Below are 19,600 nucleotides of genomic sequence, written 5' to 3'. Positions count from 1 at the left end.
TGCCCCAACAGCAACTCGATGCCATCCTCGCCAACTACAACAACACGCCCAGAAAATGCCTCGGCTTCAAAACTCCAGCCGAAACATTCAACCCGTTGCACTTCGGATGTGAATCCACACCCGGGTCGGGCCCGGGGTGACGGAAGAGGTGTGGGGCATCATGTAAAGATGGCAGCTATGGCATCGTTTCCCGAACAGCGGCTTTTGAAGCCGATGGGCCGATAGCTGCCGTTGATCCTCCCCGTTTTCACCGCAGGTGCAAATGGGAAGGGGGACCGCCGCCGTAGGCGGGGGTGGAGGGGGCAGGGTCTTTTACCCCTCCGTCAGCGCTGCGCGCTGCCACCGCCCCTTTTGCACCTGCGGTGAAAAAGGGGAGGATCTTGGGGCGCCCTTGGTTCGCCGGATCAAAAACGGCATCACGCGGGTTTGGCCAGCAGACGCCTGTGGAGTTGCAATGGCCTTGATCCGCTACCTTCCCGCCCTTGCCGCTGTTGTCCTTCTCCCCTCCCCTGCCCGTGCCGAATGGATGAGCGGGGAGCAGTTGCAGGAGGCGTGCTCGGCCAAGGCGCCGGTCGATCGGGCGATGTGCCTGTCCTATGTGATCGGGGTGCTTGACGGGTTTCGCTCGGCTGAGCGGCCGCCGAAGGTTCCGGATGATGTCAGTGCGGGCCAGGTGCGCGATGTGGTGGCGCAGTATCTCGCCGGGCATGACGAGGCGCTGGCGCTGCAGGGGCGCGAGGTGGTGAAGGCGGCGATCGTCGATGCCTGGCCGGAGAGCCAGCCCAAGGCCGCGCCTCCGCCGAAGCGCAAGGCTCCGGCGAAGGCGGTGCGCAAGACGCGGCGGAGGGGTTAGGCCGGTTCCAGCAGGAGGCTGGCGGCGGCGGTGTTGCTGATCGGGATGTGGTAGTTGCGGCTGACCTCGGTCATGGCAAGATCGCCCATGGCTCCGCGTGCGGCGATCCAGTTGAGGATTTCGACGCCCTGCGTGCCGGCCAGTTCGGCAACTTCCTCGGCGGTGTGGCCGGTCAGCGCGTCCGGGTTGGCGGCGAGGTTGTCGAGGCAGAACATGTCGTAGTCGGGGTTCATGAAGCCGGCGCGGGGGCCGTCCAGCTGGTGCGAGAGGCCGCCGGTGCCGCAGATCAGCACGCGCTCGTCCCCGCCCCACGATTGCAGGGCGCGGTGGACGGCTCGGCCCAGCGCAAGGCAGCGCTTCGGGCTCGGCAGCGGGTACTGCACGGTGTTGATGGCGATGGGGATGAGCTTGAGCGGCCAGCTTTCGACACCTGGATATGCCAGTTCGAACGGGATCGACACGGCGTGGTCGACCAGCATCTGCTGGCAGGTGGTGATGTCGAACTCGTCACGCACCAGGCTGTCGATCAGGTGCCACGAGAGCGCGGGATGGCCCTCGAAGCTCTTGTAGACGGGCAGGCCCCAGCCCTCGTCGGCATTGTCGTAGGACGGGGCCGCGCCGACGGCGAACGTCGGCATCTTGTCGAGGAAGAAGTTGAGGCCGTGGTCGTTGGAGAAGACGACGGCGACATCGGGCCTGGCTTGCGCCAGCCATTCGCGGATGGGGGGGAAGCCGGCGAAGAATGGCTTCCAGTAGGGCGTGTCCTGATCGCCGCGCATGATCGCGCCGCCGATGCCGGGGACGTGGCTGGTGAAATAGCCGCCGATGATATTGGCCATCATGCACACTCCTTGGTGGGGATCCTGTCGGCCCATTCGACCAGCATGGCCTTGAAGGCGTCGACCGTCATGCCGGTCTGCAGGGCGCCGAGGTCCTGCACGCCGAGGCCGAAGATGCCGGCGAGCTTGGCGAGGTAATAGACGTTGCCGCCGGCATCGAGCATGGCGAGGACGTCGCGGTCGGCGACGGCCTTGCGCTGTTCGGGGGTGAGGTGGAACTTCGCGCAATAGGCGTCCTCGTCGGCGAGGAAGGCGTCGCGGTTGGCCTTGTCGTTGAACGAGAAGCACATGGCGTTGAGTTCATAGCCGCGCGTGGCGGAGGCGCCGTCGAACAGCGGGATGGTGCGGCGCAGGGCCTGTTCGCGGGCAGTGGGGTCGGGGTGGTGTTCCATACATCTGATCTCCCGATGGCAGGTGGCCGACTCGCGTGCGGCTCATGGGGAAAATCATATGCAACACATACAATCCTCGCCTTGACGCAGGTCAAAGAGCGTTGCCGGCGGGGTAAGTAACGTAACGGAGTATGATCGGATTGGGTTAACGCGTAGAATCAAGGGCATGCCGCTTTCCAACGCCGAACGCCAGCGTCGCTACCGCCAACGCCTCAAGGCCCGCGCCTCGGGGGCGGCGGTGGTCGAGCAGGCGCAGGTGGCGGTGGAGCGGGCGATCCGCGCCCTGTGGGCCTATCACGAACGCCCCTCGCCCAGCGGCATCGCCTGGGCCGAGATCGACGGGTGCCGCACGCTGGAAGCCTACCGTTCCGAGCTCGAGCGCTCGCCCGGGAACCTGCTGCAGGCCTGCCGCGCGTTCCTGCCCGACTTCTCGGGGCTCCGCCCGGACGAGGCGCAGGCCGTGGCAGAGGTGATCGCGCTGGCCGACGTGCTGCGACTGACCGCACCGACGCGGGTGCCGGCGCCCCCGTTCGACGACCCTCCCACATGTGACGATGCGAGGGTTAACGCAGTCCCCGCATAGGTAAATTCCCTGATTTACTTGGACTTGCCCTGGCGCAGGGCCTAGTATCCACCAAAGCGGACCAATCCGTGGACAAAGCCGGTCGCAGGCGGACGGGGGGAGAGCGTGGCACTTGGCGATACGCGTCAGGCACTTATCGTGCGGGCGCTGGTGAACCGCAGGCGGTCACCGATCGAATCCCTGCTGTGGATGGCGGTGCTGCTGATCGTGCCGACGGTGCTGCGCATGATGCTCGACAACGGCGCGCTCGGCCGGCCGTTCGTGACCTACTGGCCGACCCTGCTGATCGCCTCGCTCGCGCTCGAACTGCCCTATGCCCTCGCCTATACCGTGATCGCGGCGCTGCTGGCGCAGCGGCTGTTCGGCGGCGAGCTGTGGTTCAAGGAAGTGGACGGCCTGCGCCTGCTGTTCTTCGCGCTGTTCGTGTTCTCGGGCGGGCTGACGGTGATCATCGGCGGCATGCTGCGGCAGACCATGCAGCGCATTGCCGAGGTCAACGTCCAGCAGGAAAACTACAACCGCGAGTTGCGCCACCGCGTGCGCAACATGCTGACGCTGATCCAGGCGCTGGCCTCGCGCGGGCCGAGGGCGACCTCGGCGATGGACTTCTACAAGGAGTTCAGCCTGCGCATCGAGGGGCTGGCCGCGGCAAGCGACCTGCTGCAGATCGGCGCGGAGGCGGAAGGCCGCCTGCCGCAGATGGTGCGCGACACGGTGGCCCCGTTCGACCGCGACGGCCGCATCCGCCTGAGCGGCGAGCCGTGCCTGCTGCCGGCGGGCAGCTGCATCCCGCTGATCATGGCGCTGCACGAGCTGTGCACCAACGCGGTCAAGTACGGCGCACTCTCGGGCGAGCGCGGGCACGTGGAACTGAGCTGGTTCATCGGCCCGAGCGGATCGACGCTCTACATGCTGTGGGCCGAAAAGGGCGGCCCCCCGGTCACCCCGCCGACCCACGAGGGCATCGGCATGAAGCTGCTGATGCCCCAGCCGGGCCTCGACGGCGCGGAGCTGAACTTCGATGCAGCCGGCGTCTGGTGCGAAATCCGCATCGAAGGCGCGCGGGCGTTGCATCATTAGGGGTGGTGGTGCGTCCGGGGTAGGGAGTGGAGACGTGGCGTTTCGGCTTCGGTCCGCATGGCCGTGGCTGCTGCCTTTGAGGACGGGCAGCCGGTAGCCGATACTTAAAGCATTAATTCAGATCGAATTCGGAGAACATCACATTTGACGGAAGCCGCCATCGGAAGTGACTTCGACTTGCACCTCTGTCACAGGGCAATGCGGAATGCGATCCTTGATGCCAGTTGATGAAAGTCATCCCACGCGTCCTTAACCGCTTGAGAATGACTCCCGATTGCCCCGTCCGCTGAAGTCAGGTGAAAAATCGGCTTACGGCTTTCTTGGGCCATAGGCGCCAAGCTTCGATAGTGCTTTAGGCGCGCCAGACAGTTTGGATCTTGGGAGCCCGGCATAAGTGGGAGAGGCTGCTGACCTCTTAGGATCGTCTCACGATAGGTCTCGGGGATCCGCTTGACCCATTTTTCGTATGCTCGAACCGGCCGCGACAATCGCTCCATATGCTGCAGTAGCACATATCCCTCTGGCCTCATCCGACCTTCTGGTAGCCCAAAGTCAGGGTTCTGCCAATTCTGGAGACGGCGGCTCCAGTCTGCGCGCCATCCAGTGAGGGTGGGGCCAAGGTTCCTAAGTCCCTGAAGTGAAAATAGGTCCGCCGCCAAAGGAATAACTACATGGTCTGTGCCGATTAAAGCCGATCGGTTGATCGCTCCCAAGTTCGGCCCAACGTCAGCCAAAACGATATCAGCGGAATGCATGGCGGCGGCGAGCTGGCCGACCTGCCAAAATGCTGTAAGGAGGCGAAAGGGCCTGTACAAGCTGTCTTGATTTGACCCCATGGCCTCGGTCCAAGCCGACGAAAGCTGATCCTCGAACCCCGCGAGAGCGAGGTCCCCGGGCACTAGGTGCAGCCTGCCTGAAATATGCTGGGTGACCGGAGAGAGGAGGTCTCCGACCTTGGTTAAGGGCTGGATGCACTTGTAAATCGTAGTGGCGCGGCCGTTGCTGACTTGAGGATCCCATATCTCCTCGAGGGTGTCCTCCGAAAGGAAAGCCGAAGTCAGATTGGCTTGTGGATCGAGATCAATTGCGACCACACGTTTGCCCATCTCGGCAAACATCCAAGCAAGGTGGAAGACTAGTGACGTCTTGCCAACGCCGCCCTTGTTATTGAAAAATGTCAGTACAGGCGTCATAGCCATCAAACAGTCCGTACAATTGCAAGTACATTAGCCTGTTGCACCTGATACTCCAACGGCGGATTTCCGTTTGCGTCCAACGCCCGCCTAGCTTCAGCGATCCCGAATCCGAAGCGTTGGACAAAGCCAAGAACCTTCAGAACCCCGGCAATCACCGGGTTACGGTAATCGTTGATCCCAGGGCGTCCGAAATTCTCTACGGTCACCGAACCGTAGGGGCCGCCGGGGTTGCTAATCTCGATACGGTCGTTGAACCAATAGACGCGAACGGGAGCATTGGTGCCGTCGTAAGTCCGATGCATGATTGCGTTTCGAACAAGCTGTTGAAGTGCGCTAAGCGGATAGTTTGATTTACGCACTTCTGTGGTCGTGCCGGATGCGAAGTCGACAGAGACCACCGTATGAGCTCTCAGCTTATCGTCGACTCGGCGCAGCATCGTGTCAAAGTTTCCATCGATTTCCTGTTCGTCAATAACGGGATCGCCCCATTCGCTGCCGTCGATCCTTAGAAACTGAACATAGAAGGAGGGAATCCAAGTCCGAGGAGATGTGCCTAAGGTCATCAGTCCCGCAACTGTTGGATAGGGGTCCTCCACCCCAGCGATCATACCTAGCGAAGATAAGCGCTCCTCATAACTACGGCCATTCAACTCCAAGACGTCGCGCGCGACAGCTTGTGGAAGATATTCATTCTCGAAATACGACCTACTTAGCTCTTCAAGTGACGCGCCGGAAACTGGATGGGCATCGAAGGAGCGGTCTCTGTAGCGACGCTTTTCGACAAGAATCCGCTCGTCCTGAGCGGTCGCTTGGTCACGCCGCGGGCCAGTTCTGATCCAAACGCGACCCTCTAGCCGAACAGGGGGTGCATCCGAAGGCCAGACGGTGACCACAGCGACATCTCGTCCGCGTAGATTTCGCTTCGCAACGGTCAAAGTGGGCGGCGGAGTAATTTTGCCGTCGGTCTTGATGTCCGCCAATGTCTGAAGCAACTGGTCCGTGACCTCGAAATTTGTGTCAGGAAACGTCCCGTCGTCCTTGACTCCTATGAAGAGTACACCCGGCGCATTGTGGTTTGGAAGATCATTGGCGAACGCACAGACCGCCTGTCGCCCCTTCTCCGGAGCACTTCCCGCCCAAGCAGCCTTCCGTTCCGCTCGATCACTTTCAACATCATCAATTAGCCCGATTAGCTCGTCATCCGTAAGCGGGGTCATCAGAATTTTCCTCTCGGCTTGTAGGCACCCGCCATGCCGTATGGCTGACATGTCGGCTATCTTAGTACGGCCTAGACTGCAACGGGCCTGTCTCACTCGATCGTTTATGCGGTCGGCCAGACAAGCGATCGACTCGTCTTGGCCGAAGTTGGTATGTTGAAAGCCGATCGCGCTGGACCGCCGTCTCCAATCTTCGACATTCCCGGTAACTTGAGCGACTGGCTGGATTTCCAATTGCTTGGTGGCCGACGAGCGCATGCCCCAAGAAGCGGGAGCCCGGGGTGACGGTGGAGGGTTTGGAGCGTTGGCGCTTGGGGACTTGGGGCTTGGAGCCTTGAGGGCCGAGGGCCGCGAGGGTGCGTGGCTCTCGTGGTTGCCTGCCCGGACGGCTAGCCCCGCGTCGTGACGCGAGGGCCGGCCCGTCAGCCTCGGGTCAGAAGCCGGCTTCGATGGCGACGCGGATGGCGTCGGCGCTGGTCTTGACGTCGAGGCCCTTGAGGACGGCGGAGCGGTGCATCTTTACGGTGCGTTCGCTCAAGCCCAGTTCGTAGGCGATCTGCTTGTTGAGCTTGCCTGCGGCCATGAGGACGAGGATTTCCTTCTGGCGGCGGCTGAGGCGTTCGACGCGTTCGGCGGCGCCGTTGCGGCGGGCGTCGTTGGCGGCGCCCTGTTCCTCGGCCAATTCGACCTGGCTGCCGAGGAAGTATTCGACCTCACCTTCGGCATCGAAGATCGGCGCGACCATGACCGCGTTGCGGAAGCGGGTGCCGTCCTTCTTGTAGTTGATGATCTCGACCATCACCGGCTGCTTGCGGAAGATCCCGTCACGCAGGATGCGGGCCTTGTCGTCCTCCGTCCCTTGTCCGCGCAGGAAGCGGCAGTTGCGGCCGATGATCTCCTCACGCGGGTATCCGGTCAACTCGACGAACGCGTCATTGCAGGCAATGATCGGGTTGTCCGGCAGACGCGGATTGCTGATGACGGCGGCCGTCGGGCTGGAGGCGATCATCTCGGCTATGGACATGGGTACACATATACGCGCTTTTCGGCGGCTTTCCAGTCCGTGCCCTTTGGTCCGTGTTGTTCGGACGGGGGCCGGGGCGCATCCGGACATCATTCCGCAACCTTTTTTGCGCCGGATCGGAGCGATTGCCGATGAATGTCCTTTCCCCCACCCTCGCCGCCTCTTCGGGCATGGCGGACGTGATCGGCGAGGATGGCAAGCTCATCGTCCCGGCCGAGGTCGAAGATGCGATCCGCACGCTGATCCGCTGGTCGGGCGACGAGCCGGAGCGCGAGGGCCTGCTCGACACGCCCAAGCGCGTGGCGCGGGCCTGGCGCGAATATTGCCGCGGCTATGCCGAAGATCCCGGCCTGCACCTTTCGCGCACGTTCGAGGAAGTGGGCGGCTATGACGAGGTCGTGCTGCTGCGCGACATTCCGTTCCAGAGCCATTGCGAGCATCACATGGCGCCGATCATCGGCACGGCATCGATCGCCTACCTGCCCAAGGATCGCGTGGTCGGCATCTCGAAGCTGGCGCGCGTGCTGCACGGCTTTGCCAGCCGGTTGCAGGTGCAGGAGCGGCTGACGGCGGAAGTGGCCAAGTGCATCTGGGACAACCTCCAGCCGCAGGGTGTGGCGGTGGTGATCGAGGCGCAGCATGGCTGCATGACCGGACGGGGGGTCAGGACTCATGGCGTGGGGATGGTGACGAGCCGGATGCTCGGCTGCTTCCTCGACGATGCCAGCAGCCGCAAGGAAGTCCTGGCGTTGATGGGACGTGGCTGAGCCTCCGCAAAAACCGATGAAGATGCACGTTGCCATTGTCGGCGCAGGGATGTCCGGCCTTTCCTGCGCGTCCCAGCTTGTCCGTTCGGGCCATAGTGTCTCGCTCTATGACAAGGGGCGCGGTCCCGGCGGGCGCATGTCGACCCGGCGCATGACGACGCCGCTGGGCGATGCCCACTTCGATCACGGCGCGCAGTACTTCACGGTGCGCGATCCGGCGTTCATGGCGCAAGTGGCGCGCTGGTCGGCGTGCGGGGTGGCGGCGCCCTGGCCCGCTGCCGGAACCGGCGCGTGGGTCGGCGTGCCGACGATGAACGCGGTGATCAAGGAGATGGCCGACCAGCATGACGTGCGCTTCGGCTGGCACGTGCGCGGGCTGGTGCGGCGCGAGGGGCAGTGGTTCCTGACCGGCGAAAGCGCCGATGGCGAGCGGATGCAGGCGGGGCCCTTCGATGCGGTGGTGGTCTCGATCCCGCCGGAACAGGCCTCGGCAATCGTCGCCCTGCACGACCTGTCGCTGGCGGCAACGGCTCTGGCGGCGCGGTCGCAGCCGTGCTGGACGGGGATGTTCGCGTTCTCCGAGCGGCTGCCGACCAAGGCCGACACCGTGCGCGAGGAAGGCCTGATCAGCTGGGCCGCGCGCAATGGCGCCAAGCCGGGCCGGAAGGGGCCGGAGACCTGGGTGGTACAGGCCAGCCCGCACTGGTCGATGCAGCATATCGACGACAGCGTGGAGCAGGTTGCCGCAGCGCTGCTGGCGGCATTGGGCGAGGCTCTGGGCGAAGCTCTGCCCCAGCCGGTCACCGCTTCGGCGCACCGCTGGCGCTATGCCATGTCGACCGGGAGCAACCTTGGCGCGCTGTGGAGTGCGCAATCGAAGATCGGCGTGTGCGGCGACTGGCTGCTCGGCCCGCGCGTGGAGAACGCGTGGATTTCCGGGCGGACGCTGGCGACGCGGATGATGGCGCGCGAGCGTGAGGAAGTGGCCTAGACAGCCGTTCAAGCGTCCGCTTAAGAGAGCGGCCATGAGCACTTCAGACGTATCTTCCGCTGCTCCGATCCGGGGCAACTTCGAACAGGTCAGCGATGGCCCATGGGCCGGCTGGTGGAAGTGGTCGGGCAAGGATCCGTTCGAGGACGGCACCGGGCCGTTCTACGTCAAGCGGGACGAGCGCGGCATCGTCACCGGGTTCAGGCCCGAGGCGAAGAACCTCAACGGGCATGGCATCGTCCACGGCGGATCGCTGATGACCTTTGCCGACTTCTCGCTGTTCATGGTCGCCGCTTCCGGCGGGGACGAAGTGAACGGGGTGACGGTGACGATGAACTGCGAATTCGTCAGTGGCGCACAGGCCGGGGATTTGCTGACCGCGCGCGGGGAATGCGTGCGGGCGGGCGGCAGTCTGGTGTTTGCGCGAGGCACGGTGCTGCGCACGGGCGAGGATGGCCGCGAGGAAGCGGTGCTGAGCTTTTCCGGGACGATCAAGCGGGCGAAGCGGACTTCGCATTGAGGGGGTGCGGCAGGGCGCCGCTACTTCCCCAGCGGCCGCTCTGACGAGCGCATCTGCTTGCGCAGCGCTCCCGGCATCCAGCGCGAGGCGAAGGCGAGGCGGCGGGCGGTCTTGCCGACGAGGGTGTGGATCTTGTCGCCATGGACGGCGGCCCACGCGGCTTCGGCGACTTCGCCGACGGGGGTGATTTCGAGGCCGGCGCCGCGCACGCGGGTGCGGATGTCCTCGTTGCTGGCGCGGTTGGGGGCATGGTCGAGCAAGGGGGTCTCGATGAAGCTCGGCATCAGGCTGCGCACCTTGATGCCGTCTTCCGCCCATTCGCCATCGAGAGATTCGGTAAGCGCCCTCACCCCGAACTTGGTGCAGGAATAGACCGAGGCGCCGGGCGAGCCGTAGATCCCGGCGGCGCTCGCCGTGTTGAGCAGGCACGAACCGGGCGCGCTGGCCTTGAGCCAGGGATAGGCGGCCTGCGCGCCGAAGATCACGCCCTTGAGGTTGATGTCGAGGGTGCGCTCGATCTCCTCTGGCGTCAGGTCGACGATGCCGCCGCCGATGGGGATGCCGGCGTTGTTGAAGACGACGTCGATCTGGCCGCCCGCTGCCTTGGCGCAAGCGCCAAGAGCCTCGTCCCAGGCGGCGCGGTCGCGCACGTCGAGCTTGTGGCAGGAGCTTTGCCCGGCTGGCAGGAGCGCGGCGGTTTCGGCCATGCCGGCCTCGTTGATATCGGCGATCCCGACGAACCAGCCGCCCTGCCCGAAGCGCCGGGCCACGGCGCGACCGATGCCCGAGGCGCCGCCGGTGATGAAGATCGTCTTGCGTGCCACTGGCACCTCCCCCTGCTCACATGATTGTCAGCAACGGAGATTACAGCGCCGGATTGTTATAGCAATGCCAAGTGAAGATTGCCGCGGCGCCGCGGTGGGGGCGCCAGTCCTCTGCCAGAGCGCGGGTCTCCTTCTCGCTCGGCCGTTCGGCAAGGCCGAGCAGCTTGCCGAGGCCGACCTGCACGGCGAGATCTCCGGCGGGCCAGATGTCGGGGCGGCCCTCGGCGAAGAGCAGGTAGATCTCTGCCGACCAGCGGCCGATGCCCTTGATCCTGACGAGCTCGGCAATGGCTTCCTCGTCATCGGCGGGGAGCGCATCGAGATCGAGTTCGCCCGAGACGACGAGTTCGCACAGGGAGCGGGCATAGCCCTGCTTCTGGCGGGAGAGGCCGCAGGCGCGCAGGGAATCGAAATCGGCGGCGAGGAGATCGTGCGGGGGGATGTCCTCGCCCAGCAAGGCCTCGAGCTTGTTCCACACCGAGGCGGCGGCGGCGACGCTGACCTGCTGGCCGACGATGGTGCGCAGCAAGGTGGCGTAGCCGGTGGAGCGGATGCGCGGTTCGGGATAGCCGACGCGTTCGATCGCTCGCGCCATGGCAGGGCTGCGGGCGGCGATGTGATCGAGTCCGGCGCGAATGGCCTGTGCAGTCAGTCCCACCTTTATTCTCCGCATGCGTGATCTGGCCGGATCGGCAGTTGCCAAAGGCGCAATCGCGCGATAGCAGCCCGGTCCAAAGGCGAACAGGGGGCGCGGGACCAAGCGTTGTTGCCCGTCGCCGCATTTGGAGAACGAACGATGCCGAAGATCGTGGTTGTCAATCGTGCGGGTGAAGAGAAGACGGTCGAGGCCGATGCCGGCCTTTCGGTGATGGAAGCGATCCGCGACAACGGGTTCGACGAACTGCTGGCGCTGTGCGGCGGCTGCTGCTCGTGCGCGACCTGCCACGTCTACATCGACCCCGCCTTTGCCGACAAGGTTGCGCCGATGAGCGAGGACGAGAACGACCTGCTCGACAGCTCTGACCACCGCAACGAGACCTCGCGCCTTTCGTGCCAGGTGCAGCTGACCATCGCGCTTGACGGCCTGCGCGTGACGATCGCACCGGAAGACTGATCTTCCCGGCCATCGTGCCGACGAAAAAGGGCCCGCCTCCATTCGGAGAGCGGGCCCTTTTTGCGTCCGTCGCCCTTGAGCGTCGGGCCTGAACGCGGACGGGCCGGAAATCCTTCGCGCGCCGACGGGACGGCCATGACGATTTTTCCGGGAACAAAAGGCCCGCTCAAGCGTGCGGCGAGGTCGGTGCGGTCCTCTCGGTTTGGCGACCCGCGCGACGGCGAACGATCCGGCACGGGAACATCGTTACCGATGAAATTATGTTGCGCCTGAACGAAAGATGTTGATTTATATTTCCATTTTGCGACGAAACGTTTCCAGTGAGCGATAATCTATATTTTTCAGTATCTTGTTACATGAACACAACACTAACTAACGTTTAATGTGGGAACTCGGCTTTCCCGTTTGAACGGCGCCGACGGCCTAGCCACACAGGCGCATCCTTTCCGCCCATGCTTCCGGCCAACCGCAATCGCGGTGGCGTCGCGGCTGGGTGGTGGGGCCTGTCTCCCGTCATGGGAGCAGACGTTCAGGACAAGAGGACTGCCACGTGAACATCAAGTATCTCTCCGCGCTCCGCTCGGGCGCGACTCCTCTGGCGATGGGCTTTGCGCTCATCTCCACCGCAGCCTTCGCCCAGGATGCGGCAACGACGGCTGCGCCGCAGAGCGTCGATTGCGGCGTGACGCCCGACGATCCGAGCTGCGGCGATGCCCAGACCATCGTCGTCACCGGCTCGATCCTGCGCCGCACCGACACCGAGACCGTCTCGCCGGTTACCACGGTGACGCAGGAGAACCTTGACCAGCGCGGCATCTCCACGGTGCAGGAAGGCCTGCAGACGCTGGCCGCCAACAACGGCCCGGCGCTGACCAACTCGTTCACCGCCAACGGTGCGTTTGCCGCGGGTGCCTCGGCAATCTCGCTGCGCGGCCTCTCGACCAACTCGACGCTGGTCCTGTTCGACGGCCTGCGCGCCGCCTACTATCCGCTGGCCGACGACGGCTCGCGCAACTTCGTCGATCTCAACACCATCCCGGACGACATCGTCGACCGCGTGCAGGTGCTGCGTGACGGTGCTTCGGCGGCCTACGGTGCCGACGCGATCGCGGGCGTGGTCAACATCATCACCAAGCGCGAATTCAAGGGCGTGCGGGCCCGCGGTGAAGCCGGCATTTCCGACCGCGGCGACGCCTCGCAGTACCGCCTGTCGCTGACGGCAGGCATGGGCGACATCGAGGAGGACGGCTACAATGCCTACGTCTCGGGGTTCTACTACAAGAGCAACAAGCTCATGAACCGCGATCGCCCCTATCCGTTCAACACCGACAACCAGACCGGCGTGTGCTCGCCCGATGGCGATTGCGGCAGCGACGACCGCCTCAACTCGCCCACGGCCACCAGCTACACCGGCTTCACCGGTCCGCTGATCGTCCGTCCCTATGACGCGACCAACACGACCGCGCTGGGCCGTTTCCAGCTGCTCAACACCGTCGGCTGCGACAGCCCCTACACGCTGACCCCGGCCCAGCTTGCTGCAAGCGCCGCCGCGCCGCTGCAGACCTGCACCGTCGACCTCACCCGCAAGTATGGCGTGATCCAGCCGGACATCGAGCGCTGGGGCGTCTCCGCACGCGTCACCGGCCAGCTCAACGACAGCATCGAGGCCTACGCCGAGTTCAACTTCCTGCAGAGCAAGTCCTCGTACACCGGCCTGCCGGAACAGGTCGCGCGCAATTCCAACGCCGGCATCCTGTTCCCCGGCTTCTCGACCTCGAACAATGCCGCCACCCGTGCGCCCGGCTCGTTCGCGCTGACCCTGCCGGTCTTCGTCTGCGCAAACGGCGTTGGCGATGCGAGCGGACTCAACACGGGTTGCAATGCCACCAACGGCACGCTCAACCCGAACAACCCGTTCGCCGCTGCCGGCCAGCTGGCGCGCATCCAGGGCCGCCTGTTCGATCGCCCGACCTTCAACGAGACGCGCAACCGCGCCTATCGTGGTGCGATCGGCATCAAGGGCGACCTGACCGACACCATCAACTTCGACTTCGGCGCGACCGCGATGCATGACGACCTGCGCCGTCGCCAGGAAGGCTATGTCTACATCGCCAACCTGCTGACCGCAGTCGCTCGTGGCACCTACAACTTCGTCGATCCGACGCAGAACACGCAGGCCCAGAACGACTTCCTGCGCCCGACGCAGATCCTGAACGCCACGTCGGATCAGGTGCAGTTCCAGGGCACGCTCGGCGCGGACCTGATGGAACTGCCGGGTGGCAAGCTGCAGGTCGCCGTCGGTGCCGGCGCACGTTACGAAGCGGTCGACGCGCCTTCGGGCAACCCCGACACCTTCGGCCCGACGCAGCGCTACTTCACCCTCAATGCCTTCGGCACCAAGGGCAGCCGCTGGGTCTATTCGGGCTTTGCCGAAGTCAACGCGCCGATCCTGGAGCAGGTCGAAGTCAACCTCGCAGGGCGCTACGACAAGTACTCGAGCGGCCAGAACGCCTTCAGCCCCAAGGCCGGCATCAAGTTCAAGCCGATCGACCAGCTGCTGATCCGCGGCACGTGGTCGAAGGGTTTCCGCATCCCGTCGTTCGGTGAGGCCAACGCCCTGCCGACCACCGGGTTCGTGACCAACACCTCGGCGGCGTTCAACGATGCCTACCTCAGCCAGTACGGCTGCACGGTCGCCACGTTCAGCGATTGCCCGACCTACATCCGCTCGGGCTCCTACGGCCAGACCACGCTGGCCTCGCCGAACCTGAAGCCGGAGCGTTCGCGCAGCTTCACGGCGGGCATCCTGTTCGAACCGGTCCGCAACTTCAGCATCTCGGTCGACTACTACAACATCAAGAAGACCGGGGTGATTGCCCAGCCGTCGAACTCGCCGGCGCTGCTGGCGTACTACGCCGGACAGCCGATTCCGGCAGGCTATACGGTGATCCCGGACGCGGTCAGCCCCGACTTCCCGAACGCGACGCCGCGCATCGCCTTCGTCCAGTCGCAGCTGATCAACGCCAACACGCAGCGCGTGTCGGGTCTGGACTTCCAGATCGACGGTCGCGTCAACCTGACCGACAACATCCGCTTCACCAGCCATCTCGAAGCCAGCTACATCATCAAGCTGGAATCGGACCTGACGGCGAGCGGTGGCGGGGTCGAGCGCTATGACGGCACGCTCGGCAACTTCAACCTGACGGCAGGTTCGGGCACGCCGAAGTGGCACGGCTACTGGCTGAACGGTGTGCAGTTCGACGACAACCTCGAGATCAACACCACCCTCAACTACTTCGGTGGCTACAATCTCTCGGCAGTCGACCAGGGCACCGGCTACAAGGACTGCGGCCTGAACCCCGGCTACAGCCCCTCGGGCTGCGACGTGCCGCGCTACATCACCTTCGACCTGCAGACGCGCTTCAAGGTCAACGACCGCTTCACGCTGTCGCTCACCGCGCTGAACCTGTTCGACAAGATGCCGCCGGTCGATGTCGTGACCTATGGCGCATACCTCTACAACCCGATCCAGGGCGGCCAAGGCATCCTGGGACGGTACTTCAAGGTTGGCTTCCAGGCCGATTTCTAAACCTGGTGCCACGTGTCCGACTGGGGGCAGCATCGCAAGATGCTGCCCCCTTTTTTTGATGTCGCGAAGGCACATGCAAAAACGCCCCCGCTTTCGCGGAGGCGCCTGCAAGCTTCGGTGACTGGATCGCTCTAGAGCCGCAGCCCTGCCGTCTCGTCGAGACCGGCCATCAGGTTGAGCGTCTGCACGGCAGCGCCGCTGGCGCCCTTGCCGAGATTGTCGAGCACCGCGACGAGACGGGCCTGTTCGCCATCGGCGCTGCCCATGACGTGAAGGGCGAGGCCGTCCCACGGCTCCATCGAGGCGCGCATCAGCATCTCGCCATCGGCGGGAAGCTCTTGTGCGACGGTGACGATTGGCGAACCATCATAGAACTGCGTCAGCGCGGCGCGGAGCAGCTCTGCGGGGACGTTGCCGGGCATGACGCCCAGGGGCAGCGGGATTTCGACGACCATGCCGCGATGGGCATTGACCACGGCGGGGCTGAACAGCGGGGCGATGGCAGTGCCGGTGTAGCGCTGCATTTCGGGCACGTGCTTGTGGCCGAAGGTCAGGCCGTAGCCGCGCCAGGCGATGTCGGTGTCTTCCTCGAAGCGGCCGATGAGCGCCTTGCCGCCGCCGGAATAGCCCGAGACGGCATTGCAGCTGTAGGGCCAGGCGGCGGGCAGCAGGCCGTTGTGGACCAGCGGCGCGAGCAGGCCGATGAAGCCGGTGGGATAGCAGCCGGGGTTCGACACCCGCTTGGCATTGGCCACGGTTTCGCGGCCGACGATTTCGGGGAAGCCGTAAGTCCAGCCATCGGCAACGCGGTGCGCAGTGGAGGCGTCGATAACTTTGGTGCGATCGTTGCGGATCATCGCCACGGCATCGCGTGCGGCATCGTCGGGCAGGCACAGGATCACGACGTCGGCATCGTTGATCGCCTCGGCGCGGGCGGAATCGTCCTTGCGGCGGGCATCGTCGAGCGCGATCAGGGTGAATTCGCTGCGACCGGCGAGGCGTTCGGCGATCTCGAGGCCGGTGGTGCCGGCGGCGCCGTCGATGAAGACCGAGGTGGTCACTTGACCACTTCCAGCTGGCTCATCTCGACATAGCCGACGAGCAGGTCGGCCTTGGCCTGACCCCAGGCCCAGCCGCCTGCCATATCGAGCACGTCGAACACTTCGCCTGCGGCCAGCGGGCGCAGATCAGCCGCATCGGGCTTTCCGGCGGCGCGCAGGACCGTGTCCGCCTTGACGCCATGGGCCATCGGCACCGCGTAGTGCGGCACGAAGTACTTTCCGGCGAGGCCGATGTGCGCAAGGTCTCCGCGCACCGGCAGGTGCGGCTTGTCCGAACGATCGGCGGCACGCGTCAACTGGAGCTGGCCGCTGGGCAGTTCGGTGGAAAGAGGCATGGCTTCGACGGTCAATTCAGGGTGTCCCCGCAACAGGAAAGCCGGGCGATTAGCCGCGCGCGCGTCATCAGGCAAGCTGTGGTGCATTTCAGGCGTACCGCGCCTTGAGCAACCCCCATGCCGCGCGCAGGCCGAGGGCATCCCCGCCCTTGGGTCGACCGGGCTTTCCGACCGGGCGCCAGGCGAAGGTATCGAAGTGGGCCCAGTCGATCCCCTCGCCCACGAACCGATCGAGGAACAGCGCGGCGACGCTGGCCCCGGCAAAGCCGTTGGCAGGCGAGTTCTGGAGGTCGGCGACGTCGGACTTGAGGTATTCGCGGTAGGATTCGTGCAGGGGAAGTTGCCAGCAGGGGTCGTCGCGCTCCAGCCCGGCGTCGAGCAGGCCCTGTGCGGTTTCGCTGCGGCGGGCGAACATGGCGGGCAGGTCGGGGCCGAGGGCCACGCGGGCCGCGCCGGTCAAGGTGGCGAAGTCGATGACGAGGTCCGGCTTCAGTTCGGTGGCACGGGTCAGCGCGTCGCCCAGCACCAGCCGCCCTTCGGCGTCGGTATTGGTGATCTCGACCGAGAGGCCTGCACGCGAACGCAGGATGTCGCCGGGGCGGAAGGCGTTGCCGGAGATGGCGTTCTCGACTGCGGGAACCAGCAGGTGGAGGCGGACCTTCAGGCCCATCGTCATGATCAGTCCGGCCAGTGCGATGGCGTGGGCCGCGCCGCCCATGTCCTTCTTCATCAGCGCCATGCCCGAGGAGGGCTTGATGTCGAGCCCGCCCGAATCGAAGCAGACGCCCTTGCCGACGATGGCGACGCGGGGATGCTTCGGATCGCCCCACTCCATCTCGATCAGGCGCGGCGCGTGGCTGCGCGCGGCGGCGCGACCGACGGCGTGGACCATCGGGTAGTCATGTTCGAGCGCATCGCCCGAGACGACGTGGACTTCGGCGTGGTGGCGCTTGGCCAGCGCGCGGACTTCGGCCTCGAGCTGGAGCGGGCCCATGTCCTCGGCGGGGGTGTTGACGAGATCGCGGACCATGAGGACGGCGGTGGCCTCGGCCAGCGCGGGTTCGATCAGGGCCACGTCCTTGGTCAGGAGGATGCGCGGCTCGGCGTCCTTCGCGTCCTTGCGGTAGCGGTCGAAGCGATACTGGCCGGTGATCCAGCCATGGAGCGCCTTGCCCGGCTCTGCGCCAGCGCGGCGGTAGGTGCCGCCGGGGAGCACGTCGGCGAGCTTGGCCATGCACCACGACGACAGGTCGTTGACGTTGGCGACCCCCGCAACGGCGAACCATCCGTCACCATCGGGGACGATGGCGTGTTCATAGCCGCCGCCTTCGAACTTCTGCGCGGCAAGGGCGGCGCGTTGCCCCGCGTTGAGGCTCTTGAGAAAGTCGGGCAGCGTCGCCTTGTCGACGAGGTGGAGCGGCGTGGCGTGCTGGCCGCGATCGGGCTGGATCAGTGCTTGTCTGTCGGTCATGCTGCACAAGGACATGCCGCAGAGCGTGGCGCGTTGCGAGAGGAATTTGCCTGATGCGAGTGCTGTTGCTGACCCCGCTGATGTTGCTGGCCGCCTGTTCGGGCGAGAAGGCCCCTGCCCCGGCACCGAGCACCGAGGCGGCCGTCAGCGCGCCGATGCCGCCGGAGCCGCCGGCACAGACGCCAGTCACCGCGCGCGAGGTGCACGAAGAGAACGACCTCTATGTGTTCGACTTCTCCTATCCGGCGAGCGCGGGGGCGATCCCGCCGCTGAAGGCCTTGCTTGACGGCGAACTCGACGAAGCGCGCACGCGACTGAAGGCCGAGGCGCAGGAGGGCCGCAAGGCGGCAACGGAAGGCGGCTTCCCGTTCCGCCCCTACAGCCACAGCGTGAAGTGGGAAGTGGTGACGGACCTGCCGGCGTGGCTGAGCATGTCGACGCTGGTGGGCTTCGATTCAGGCGGAGCGCATCCGAACTATGTGTTCGACGCGCTGCTGTGGGACCGGATCGCGGCCAAGCGGCGAGCGGCAGTGGAGCTGTTCACTTCCAAGGCAGCGCTTGCCGCTGCCCTGCGCGAGCCGTTCTGCAAGGACCTTGATCGCCAGCGGGCGAAGAAGCGCGGGGGACAGGATGGGGGCTTGCCCGAGTTCGACGAGTGCATTGATCCGACCGAACAGACGGTGATCCTCGGCTCGTCCAACGGCAAGGCGTTCAACCGCATCGGCATTCTGATCGCGCCTTATGCGGCAGGCCCCTATGTCGAAGGGGATTACGAGGTCACGTTGCCGGTGACTCAGAAGGTGCTCGATGCGGTCAGGCCCGAATTCAAGGCCGCATTCGTTGCGGGATGAAATGCCCTCTGCGAACACCTCGCAATCGGGCGGCTTTGTCGCTACATGGGCGGCATGACCGAATATCTGACTGTTGAAGACCACGACGTGCAGCTGCGCGACGGCACGATCAAGCTCCATGGGCCTGCGGGCTTTGAAGGGATGCGCAAGGCCGGGCGCCTCGCTGCCGAGATTCTTGACGCACTTGCGCCGCTGGTGGTGCCGGGGGTGCGCACCGACTATCTGGACGACGTGGTGCGGCAGATGACGCTGGATGGCGGCGCGGTGCCGGCAACGCTGGGCTATCGCGGCTATACCCATTCGTGCTGCATCTCGATCAACCACGTGGTCTGCCACGGCATTCCTTCGGACAAGACGCTGAAGGACGGGGACATCGTCAACATCGACGTGACCCCGCTGCTCGACGGCTGGCACGGCGACAGCAGCCGCATGTACCTGGTCGGCGACGTGCCGCTGAAGGCGAAGCGGCTGGTCGACGTAACCTATGAGTGCCTGATGATCGGGATCGAGCAGGCCAAGCCGGGCGCGCGGCTGGGCGACATCGGCGCGGCGATCCAGGCCCATGCCGAGAAGCAGCGCTATGGCGTGGTGCGCGAATTCTGCGGCCATGGCCTTGGCCGCCTGTTCCACGACGCGCCCGAAGTGGTCCACGCCGCGCGCGCCGGGACCGGGCCGGAGTTGAAGCCCGGCATGTTCTTCACGATCGAGCCGATGATCAATCTCGGCAAGCCCGGCGTGAAGATCCTTGACGACGGCTGGACGGCAGTGACCCGCGACCGTTCGCTTTCGGCACAGTTCGAGCATTCGATCGGGATTACCGAGGACGGCTGCGAAATCTTCACCGCCAGCCCCAACGGGTTGGACAAGCCGCCTTACGCAGGCTGATTTTCCGC

Annotated in this window: 20 protein-coding genes and 1 pseudogene; 11 read left to right on the top strand and 10 right to left on the bottom strand. The window is 65.0% G+C overall.

The genetic code is table 11. The annotated features are described in order from the left end of the window. Both I2488_RS19860 and I2488_RS06940 read left to right on the top strand, forming a co-directional pair. Window positions 1–140: pseudogene (locus I2488_RS19860) on the top strand (IS30 family transposase); the annotation flags it as partial. Between the two features lie 314 nt (window positions 141–454). Continuing rightward, window positions 455–853, top strand: coding sequence for a Rap1a/Tai family immunity protein (locus I2488_RS06940; RefSeq protein ID WP_196275055.1), 399 nt, complete (start codon window positions 455–457; stop codon window positions 851–853). On the opposite strand, the gene I2488_RS06935 is transcribed toward I2488_RS06940, so the two are convergent. Together I2488_RS06935 and I2488_RS06930 are read right to left on the bottom strand one after the other, a co-directional pair. Then, window positions 850–1,692 (bottom strand): class III extradiol dioxygenase family protein, encoded by an 843-nt coding sequence (locus I2488_RS06935; RefSeq protein ID WP_196275054.1) that lies wholly within the window; start codon window positions 1,690–1,692, stop codon window positions 850–852. The two genes, I2488_RS06940 and I2488_RS06935, sit on opposite strands and share 4 nt — an antisense overlap. Further along, on the bottom strand, window positions 1,692–2,084 hold the full coding sequence (locus I2488_RS06930) for a protocatechuate 4,5-dioxygenase subunit alpha (protein ID WP_196275053.1): 393 nt from the start codon (window positions 2,082–2,084) through the stop codon (window positions 1,692–1,694). The genes I2488_RS06935 and I2488_RS06930 overlap by 1 nt, the downstream gene beginning before the upstream one ends. A 166-nt stretch (window positions 2,085–2,250) precedes the next feature. On the opposite strand from I2488_RS06930, the gene I2488_RS06925 reads away from it, so the two are divergent. Together I2488_RS06925 and I2488_RS19790 are read left to right on the top strand one after the other, a co-directional pair. Continuing rightward, the gene (locus I2488_RS06925; RefSeq protein WP_196275052.1) at window positions 2,251–2,667 is read left to right on the top strand and encodes a hypothetical protein; all 417 of its coding nucleotides are present in this window, start codon (window positions 2,251–2,253) and stop codon (window positions 2,665–2,667) included. A gap of 105 nt (window positions 2,668–2,772) precedes the next feature. After that, window positions 2,773–3,747, top strand: coding sequence for an HWE histidine kinase domain-containing protein (locus I2488_RS19790; protein WP_196275051.1), 975 nt, complete (start codon window positions 2,773–2,775; stop codon window positions 3,745–3,747). 188 nt (window positions 3,748–3,935) lie between these two features. On the opposite strand, the gene I2488_RS06915 is transcribed toward I2488_RS19790, so the two are convergent. The 3 genes from I2488_RS06915 to I2488_RS06905 all read right to left on the bottom strand — a co-directional run bounded on the left by I2488_RS06915 (window position 3,936) and on the right by I2488_RS06905 (window position 7,184). Continuing rightward, complete coding sequence (locus tag I2488_RS06915; protein ID WP_214652240.1) at window positions 3,936–4,946, bottom strand: ParA family protein; 1,011 nt, start codon at window positions 4,944–4,946, stop codon at window positions 3,936–3,938. Further along, window positions 4,946–6,160, bottom strand: a complete 1,215-nt coding sequence (locus I2488_RS06910) for an ATP-binding protein (protein WP_196275049.1) — start codon at window positions 6,158–6,160, stop codon at window positions 4,946–4,948. The genes I2488_RS06915 and I2488_RS06910 overlap by 1 nt, the downstream gene beginning before the upstream one ends. A 433-nt stretch (window positions 6,161–6,593) precedes the next feature. Continuing rightward, window positions 6,594–7,184: a PAS domain-containing protein gene (locus I2488_RS06905; protein WP_196275048.1), complete on the bottom strand. Its 591-nt coding sequence runs from the start codon at window positions 7,182–7,184 to the stop codon at window positions 6,594–6,596. 170 nt (window positions 7,185–7,354) lie between these two features. On the opposite strand from I2488_RS06905, the gene folE reads away from it, so the two are divergent. Genes folE through I2488_RS06890 form a run of 3 tightly spaced genes read left to right on the top strand, consistent with a single transcriptional unit; the run spans window position 7,355 to window position 9,462 of the window. Beyond that, window positions 7,355–7,951, top strand: coding sequence for a GTP cyclohydrolase I FolE (folE, locus tag I2488_RS06900; protein WP_196275090.1), 597 nt, complete (start codon window positions 7,355–7,357; stop codon window positions 7,949–7,951). A 16-nt stretch (window positions 7,952–7,967) separates the two neighbouring features. Continuing rightward, entirely contained in the window at window positions 7,968–8,942 is a 975-nt protein-coding gene (locus tag I2488_RS06895; RefSeq protein ID WP_343071001.1) for an NAD(P)/FAD-dependent oxidoreductase, read from the top strand. Window positions 8,943–8,976: 34 nt separating this feature from the next. Beyond that, window positions 8,977–9,462, top strand: a complete 486-nt coding sequence (locus I2488_RS06890; protein ID WP_196275047.1) for a PaaI family thioesterase — start codon at window positions 8,977–8,979, stop codon at window positions 9,460–9,462. Window positions 9,463–9,482: 20 nt separating this feature from the next. Here the strand turns inward: I2488_RS06890 and I2488_RS06885 are convergent, their stop codons facing one another. Further along, on the bottom strand, window positions 9,483–10,286 hold the full coding sequence (locus I2488_RS06885) for an SDR family oxidoreductase (protein ID WP_196275046.1): 804 nt from the start codon (window positions 10,284–10,286) through the stop codon (window positions 9,483–9,485). A gap of 40 nt (window positions 10,287–10,326) precedes the next feature. Next, window positions 10,327–10,944, bottom strand: a complete 618-nt coding sequence (locus I2488_RS06880; RefSeq protein WP_196275045.1) for a DNA-3-methyladenine glycosylase 2 family protein — start codon at window positions 10,942–10,944, stop codon at window positions 10,327–10,329. 138 nt (window positions 10,945–11,082) lie between these two features. Between I2488_RS06880 and I2488_RS06875 the strand changes: the two genes are divergently transcribed. Both I2488_RS06875 and I2488_RS06870 read left to right on the top strand, forming a co-directional pair. After that, window positions 11,083–11,400, top strand: a complete 318-nt coding sequence (locus I2488_RS06875; RefSeq protein ID WP_196275044.1) for a 2Fe-2S iron-sulfur cluster-binding protein — start codon at window positions 11,083–11,085, stop codon at window positions 11,398–11,400. Between the two features lie 601 nt (window positions 11,401–12,001). After that, window positions 12,002–14,989, top strand: a complete 2,988-nt coding sequence (locus I2488_RS06870) for a TonB-dependent receptor domain-containing protein (protein WP_196275088.1) — start codon at window positions 12,002–12,004, stop codon at window positions 14,987–14,989. Between the two features lie 131 nt (window positions 14,990–15,120). Here the strand turns inward: I2488_RS06870 and argC are convergent, their stop codons facing one another. The 3 genes from argC to I2488_RS06855 all read right to left on the bottom strand — a co-directional run bounded on the left by argC (window position 15,121) and on the right by I2488_RS06855 (window position 17,856). Beyond that, window positions 15,121–16,050, bottom strand: a complete 930-nt coding sequence (argC, locus tag I2488_RS06865) for an N-acetyl-gamma-glutamyl-phosphate reductase (protein ID WP_196275043.1) — start codon at window positions 16,048–16,050, stop codon at window positions 15,121–15,123. Beyond that, a complete protein-coding gene (locus tag I2488_RS06860) occupies window positions 16,047–16,400 on the bottom strand; it encodes an SH3 domain-containing protein (RefSeq protein WP_246465522.1) in 354 nt (117 codons plus the stop codon). Before I2488_RS06860 ends, argC begins: the two co-directional genes overlap by 4 nt. A 73-nt stretch (window positions 16,401–16,473) precedes the next feature. After that, window positions 16,474–17,856, bottom strand: coding sequence for a leucyl aminopeptidase family protein (locus I2488_RS06855; protein WP_196275041.1), 1,383 nt, complete (start codon window positions 17,854–17,856; stop codon window positions 16,474–16,476). A 53-nt stretch (window positions 17,857–17,909) separates the two neighbouring features. On the opposite strand from I2488_RS06855, the gene I2488_RS06850 reads away from it, so the two are divergent. Continuing rightward, window positions 17,910–18,707 (top strand): DUF3298 and DUF4163 domain-containing protein, encoded by a 798-nt coding sequence (locus tag I2488_RS06850; protein WP_196275040.1) that lies wholly within the window; start codon window positions 17,910–17,912, stop codon window positions 18,705–18,707. A 54-nt stretch (window positions 18,708–18,761) separates the two neighbouring features. After that, a complete protein-coding gene (gene map, locus I2488_RS06845; RefSeq protein WP_196275039.1) occupies window positions 18,762–19,592 on the top strand; it encodes a type I methionyl aminopeptidase in 831 nt (276 codons plus the stop codon). The last annotated feature ends 8 nt before the right edge of the window (window positions 19,593–19,600 follow it).

Origin of the sequence: Novosphingobium jiangmenense (genome assembly GCF_015694345.1) — a bacterium.
Taxonomy (GTDB): domain Bacteria; phylum Pseudomonadota; class Alphaproteobacteria; order Sphingomonadales; family Sphingomonadaceae; genus Novosphingobium; species Novosphingobium jiangmenense.
Note: the sequence above shows the minus strand (reverse complement) of the source record. Positions and strands in the feature narration are given on the sequence as shown.

Excerpts from the sequence above, each read along its gene's own strand:
- I2488_RS06925 (WP_196275052.1), top strand. The coding sequence starts at position 2,251 with ATGCCGCTTTCCAACGCCGAACGCCAGCGTCGCTACCGCCAACGCCTC.
- folE (WP_196275090.1), top strand. The coding sequence starts at position 7,355 with ATGGCGGACGTGATCGGCGAGGATGGCAAGCTCATCGTCCCGGCCGAG.
- I2488_RS06890 (WP_196275047.1), top strand. The coding sequence starts at position 8,977 with ATGAGCACTTCAGACGTATCTTCCGCTGCTCCGATCCGGGGCAACTTC.
- I2488_RS06875 (WP_196275044.1), top strand. The coding sequence starts at position 11,083 with ATGCCGAAGATCGTGGTTGTCAATCGTGCGGGTGAAGAGAAGACGGTC.
- I2488_RS06870 (WP_196275088.1), top strand. The coding sequence starts at position 12,002 with ATGGGCTTTGCGCTCATCTCCACCGCAGCCTTCGCCCAGGATGCGGCA.
- I2488_RS06935 (WP_196275054.1), bottom strand. The coding sequence starts at position 1,692 with ATGGCCAATATCATCGGCGGCTATTTCACCAGCCACGTCCCCGGCATC.
- I2488_RS06905 (WP_196275048.1), bottom strand. The coding sequence starts at position 7,184 with ATGTCCATAGCCGAGATGATCGCCTCCAGCCCGACGGCCGCCGTCATC.
- I2488_RS06915 (WP_214652240.1), bottom strand. The coding sequence starts at position 4,946 with ATGGCTATGACGCCTGTACTGACATTTTTCAATAACAAGGGCGGCGTT.
- I2488_RS06910 (WP_196275049.1), bottom strand. The coding sequence starts at position 6,160 with ATGACCCCGCTTACGGATGACGAGCTAATCGGGCTAATTGATGATGTT.
- I2488_RS06940 (WP_196275055.1), top strand. The coding sequence starts at position 455 with ATGGCCTTGATCCGCTACCTTCCCGCCCTTGCCGCTGTTGTCCTTCTC.
- I2488_RS06930 (WP_196275053.1), bottom strand. The coding sequence starts at position 2,084 with ATGGAACACCACCCCGACCCCACTGCCCGCGAACAGGCCCTGCGCCGC.
- I2488_RS06855 (WP_196275041.1), bottom strand. The coding sequence starts at position 17,856 with ATGACCGACAGACAAGCACTGATCCAGCCCGATCGCGGCCAGCACGCC.
- map (WP_196275039.1), top strand. The coding sequence starts at position 18,762 with ATGACCGAATATCTGACTGTTGAAGACCACGACGTGCAGCTGCGCGAC.
- I2488_RS06850 (WP_196275040.1), top strand. The coding sequence starts at position 17,910 with ATGCGAGTGCTGTTGCTGACCCCGCTGATGTTGCTGGCCGCCTGTTCG.
- I2488_RS06895 (WP_343071001.1), top strand. The coding sequence starts at position 7,968 with ATGAAGATGCACGTTGCCATTGTCGGCGCAGGGATGTCCGGCCTTTCC.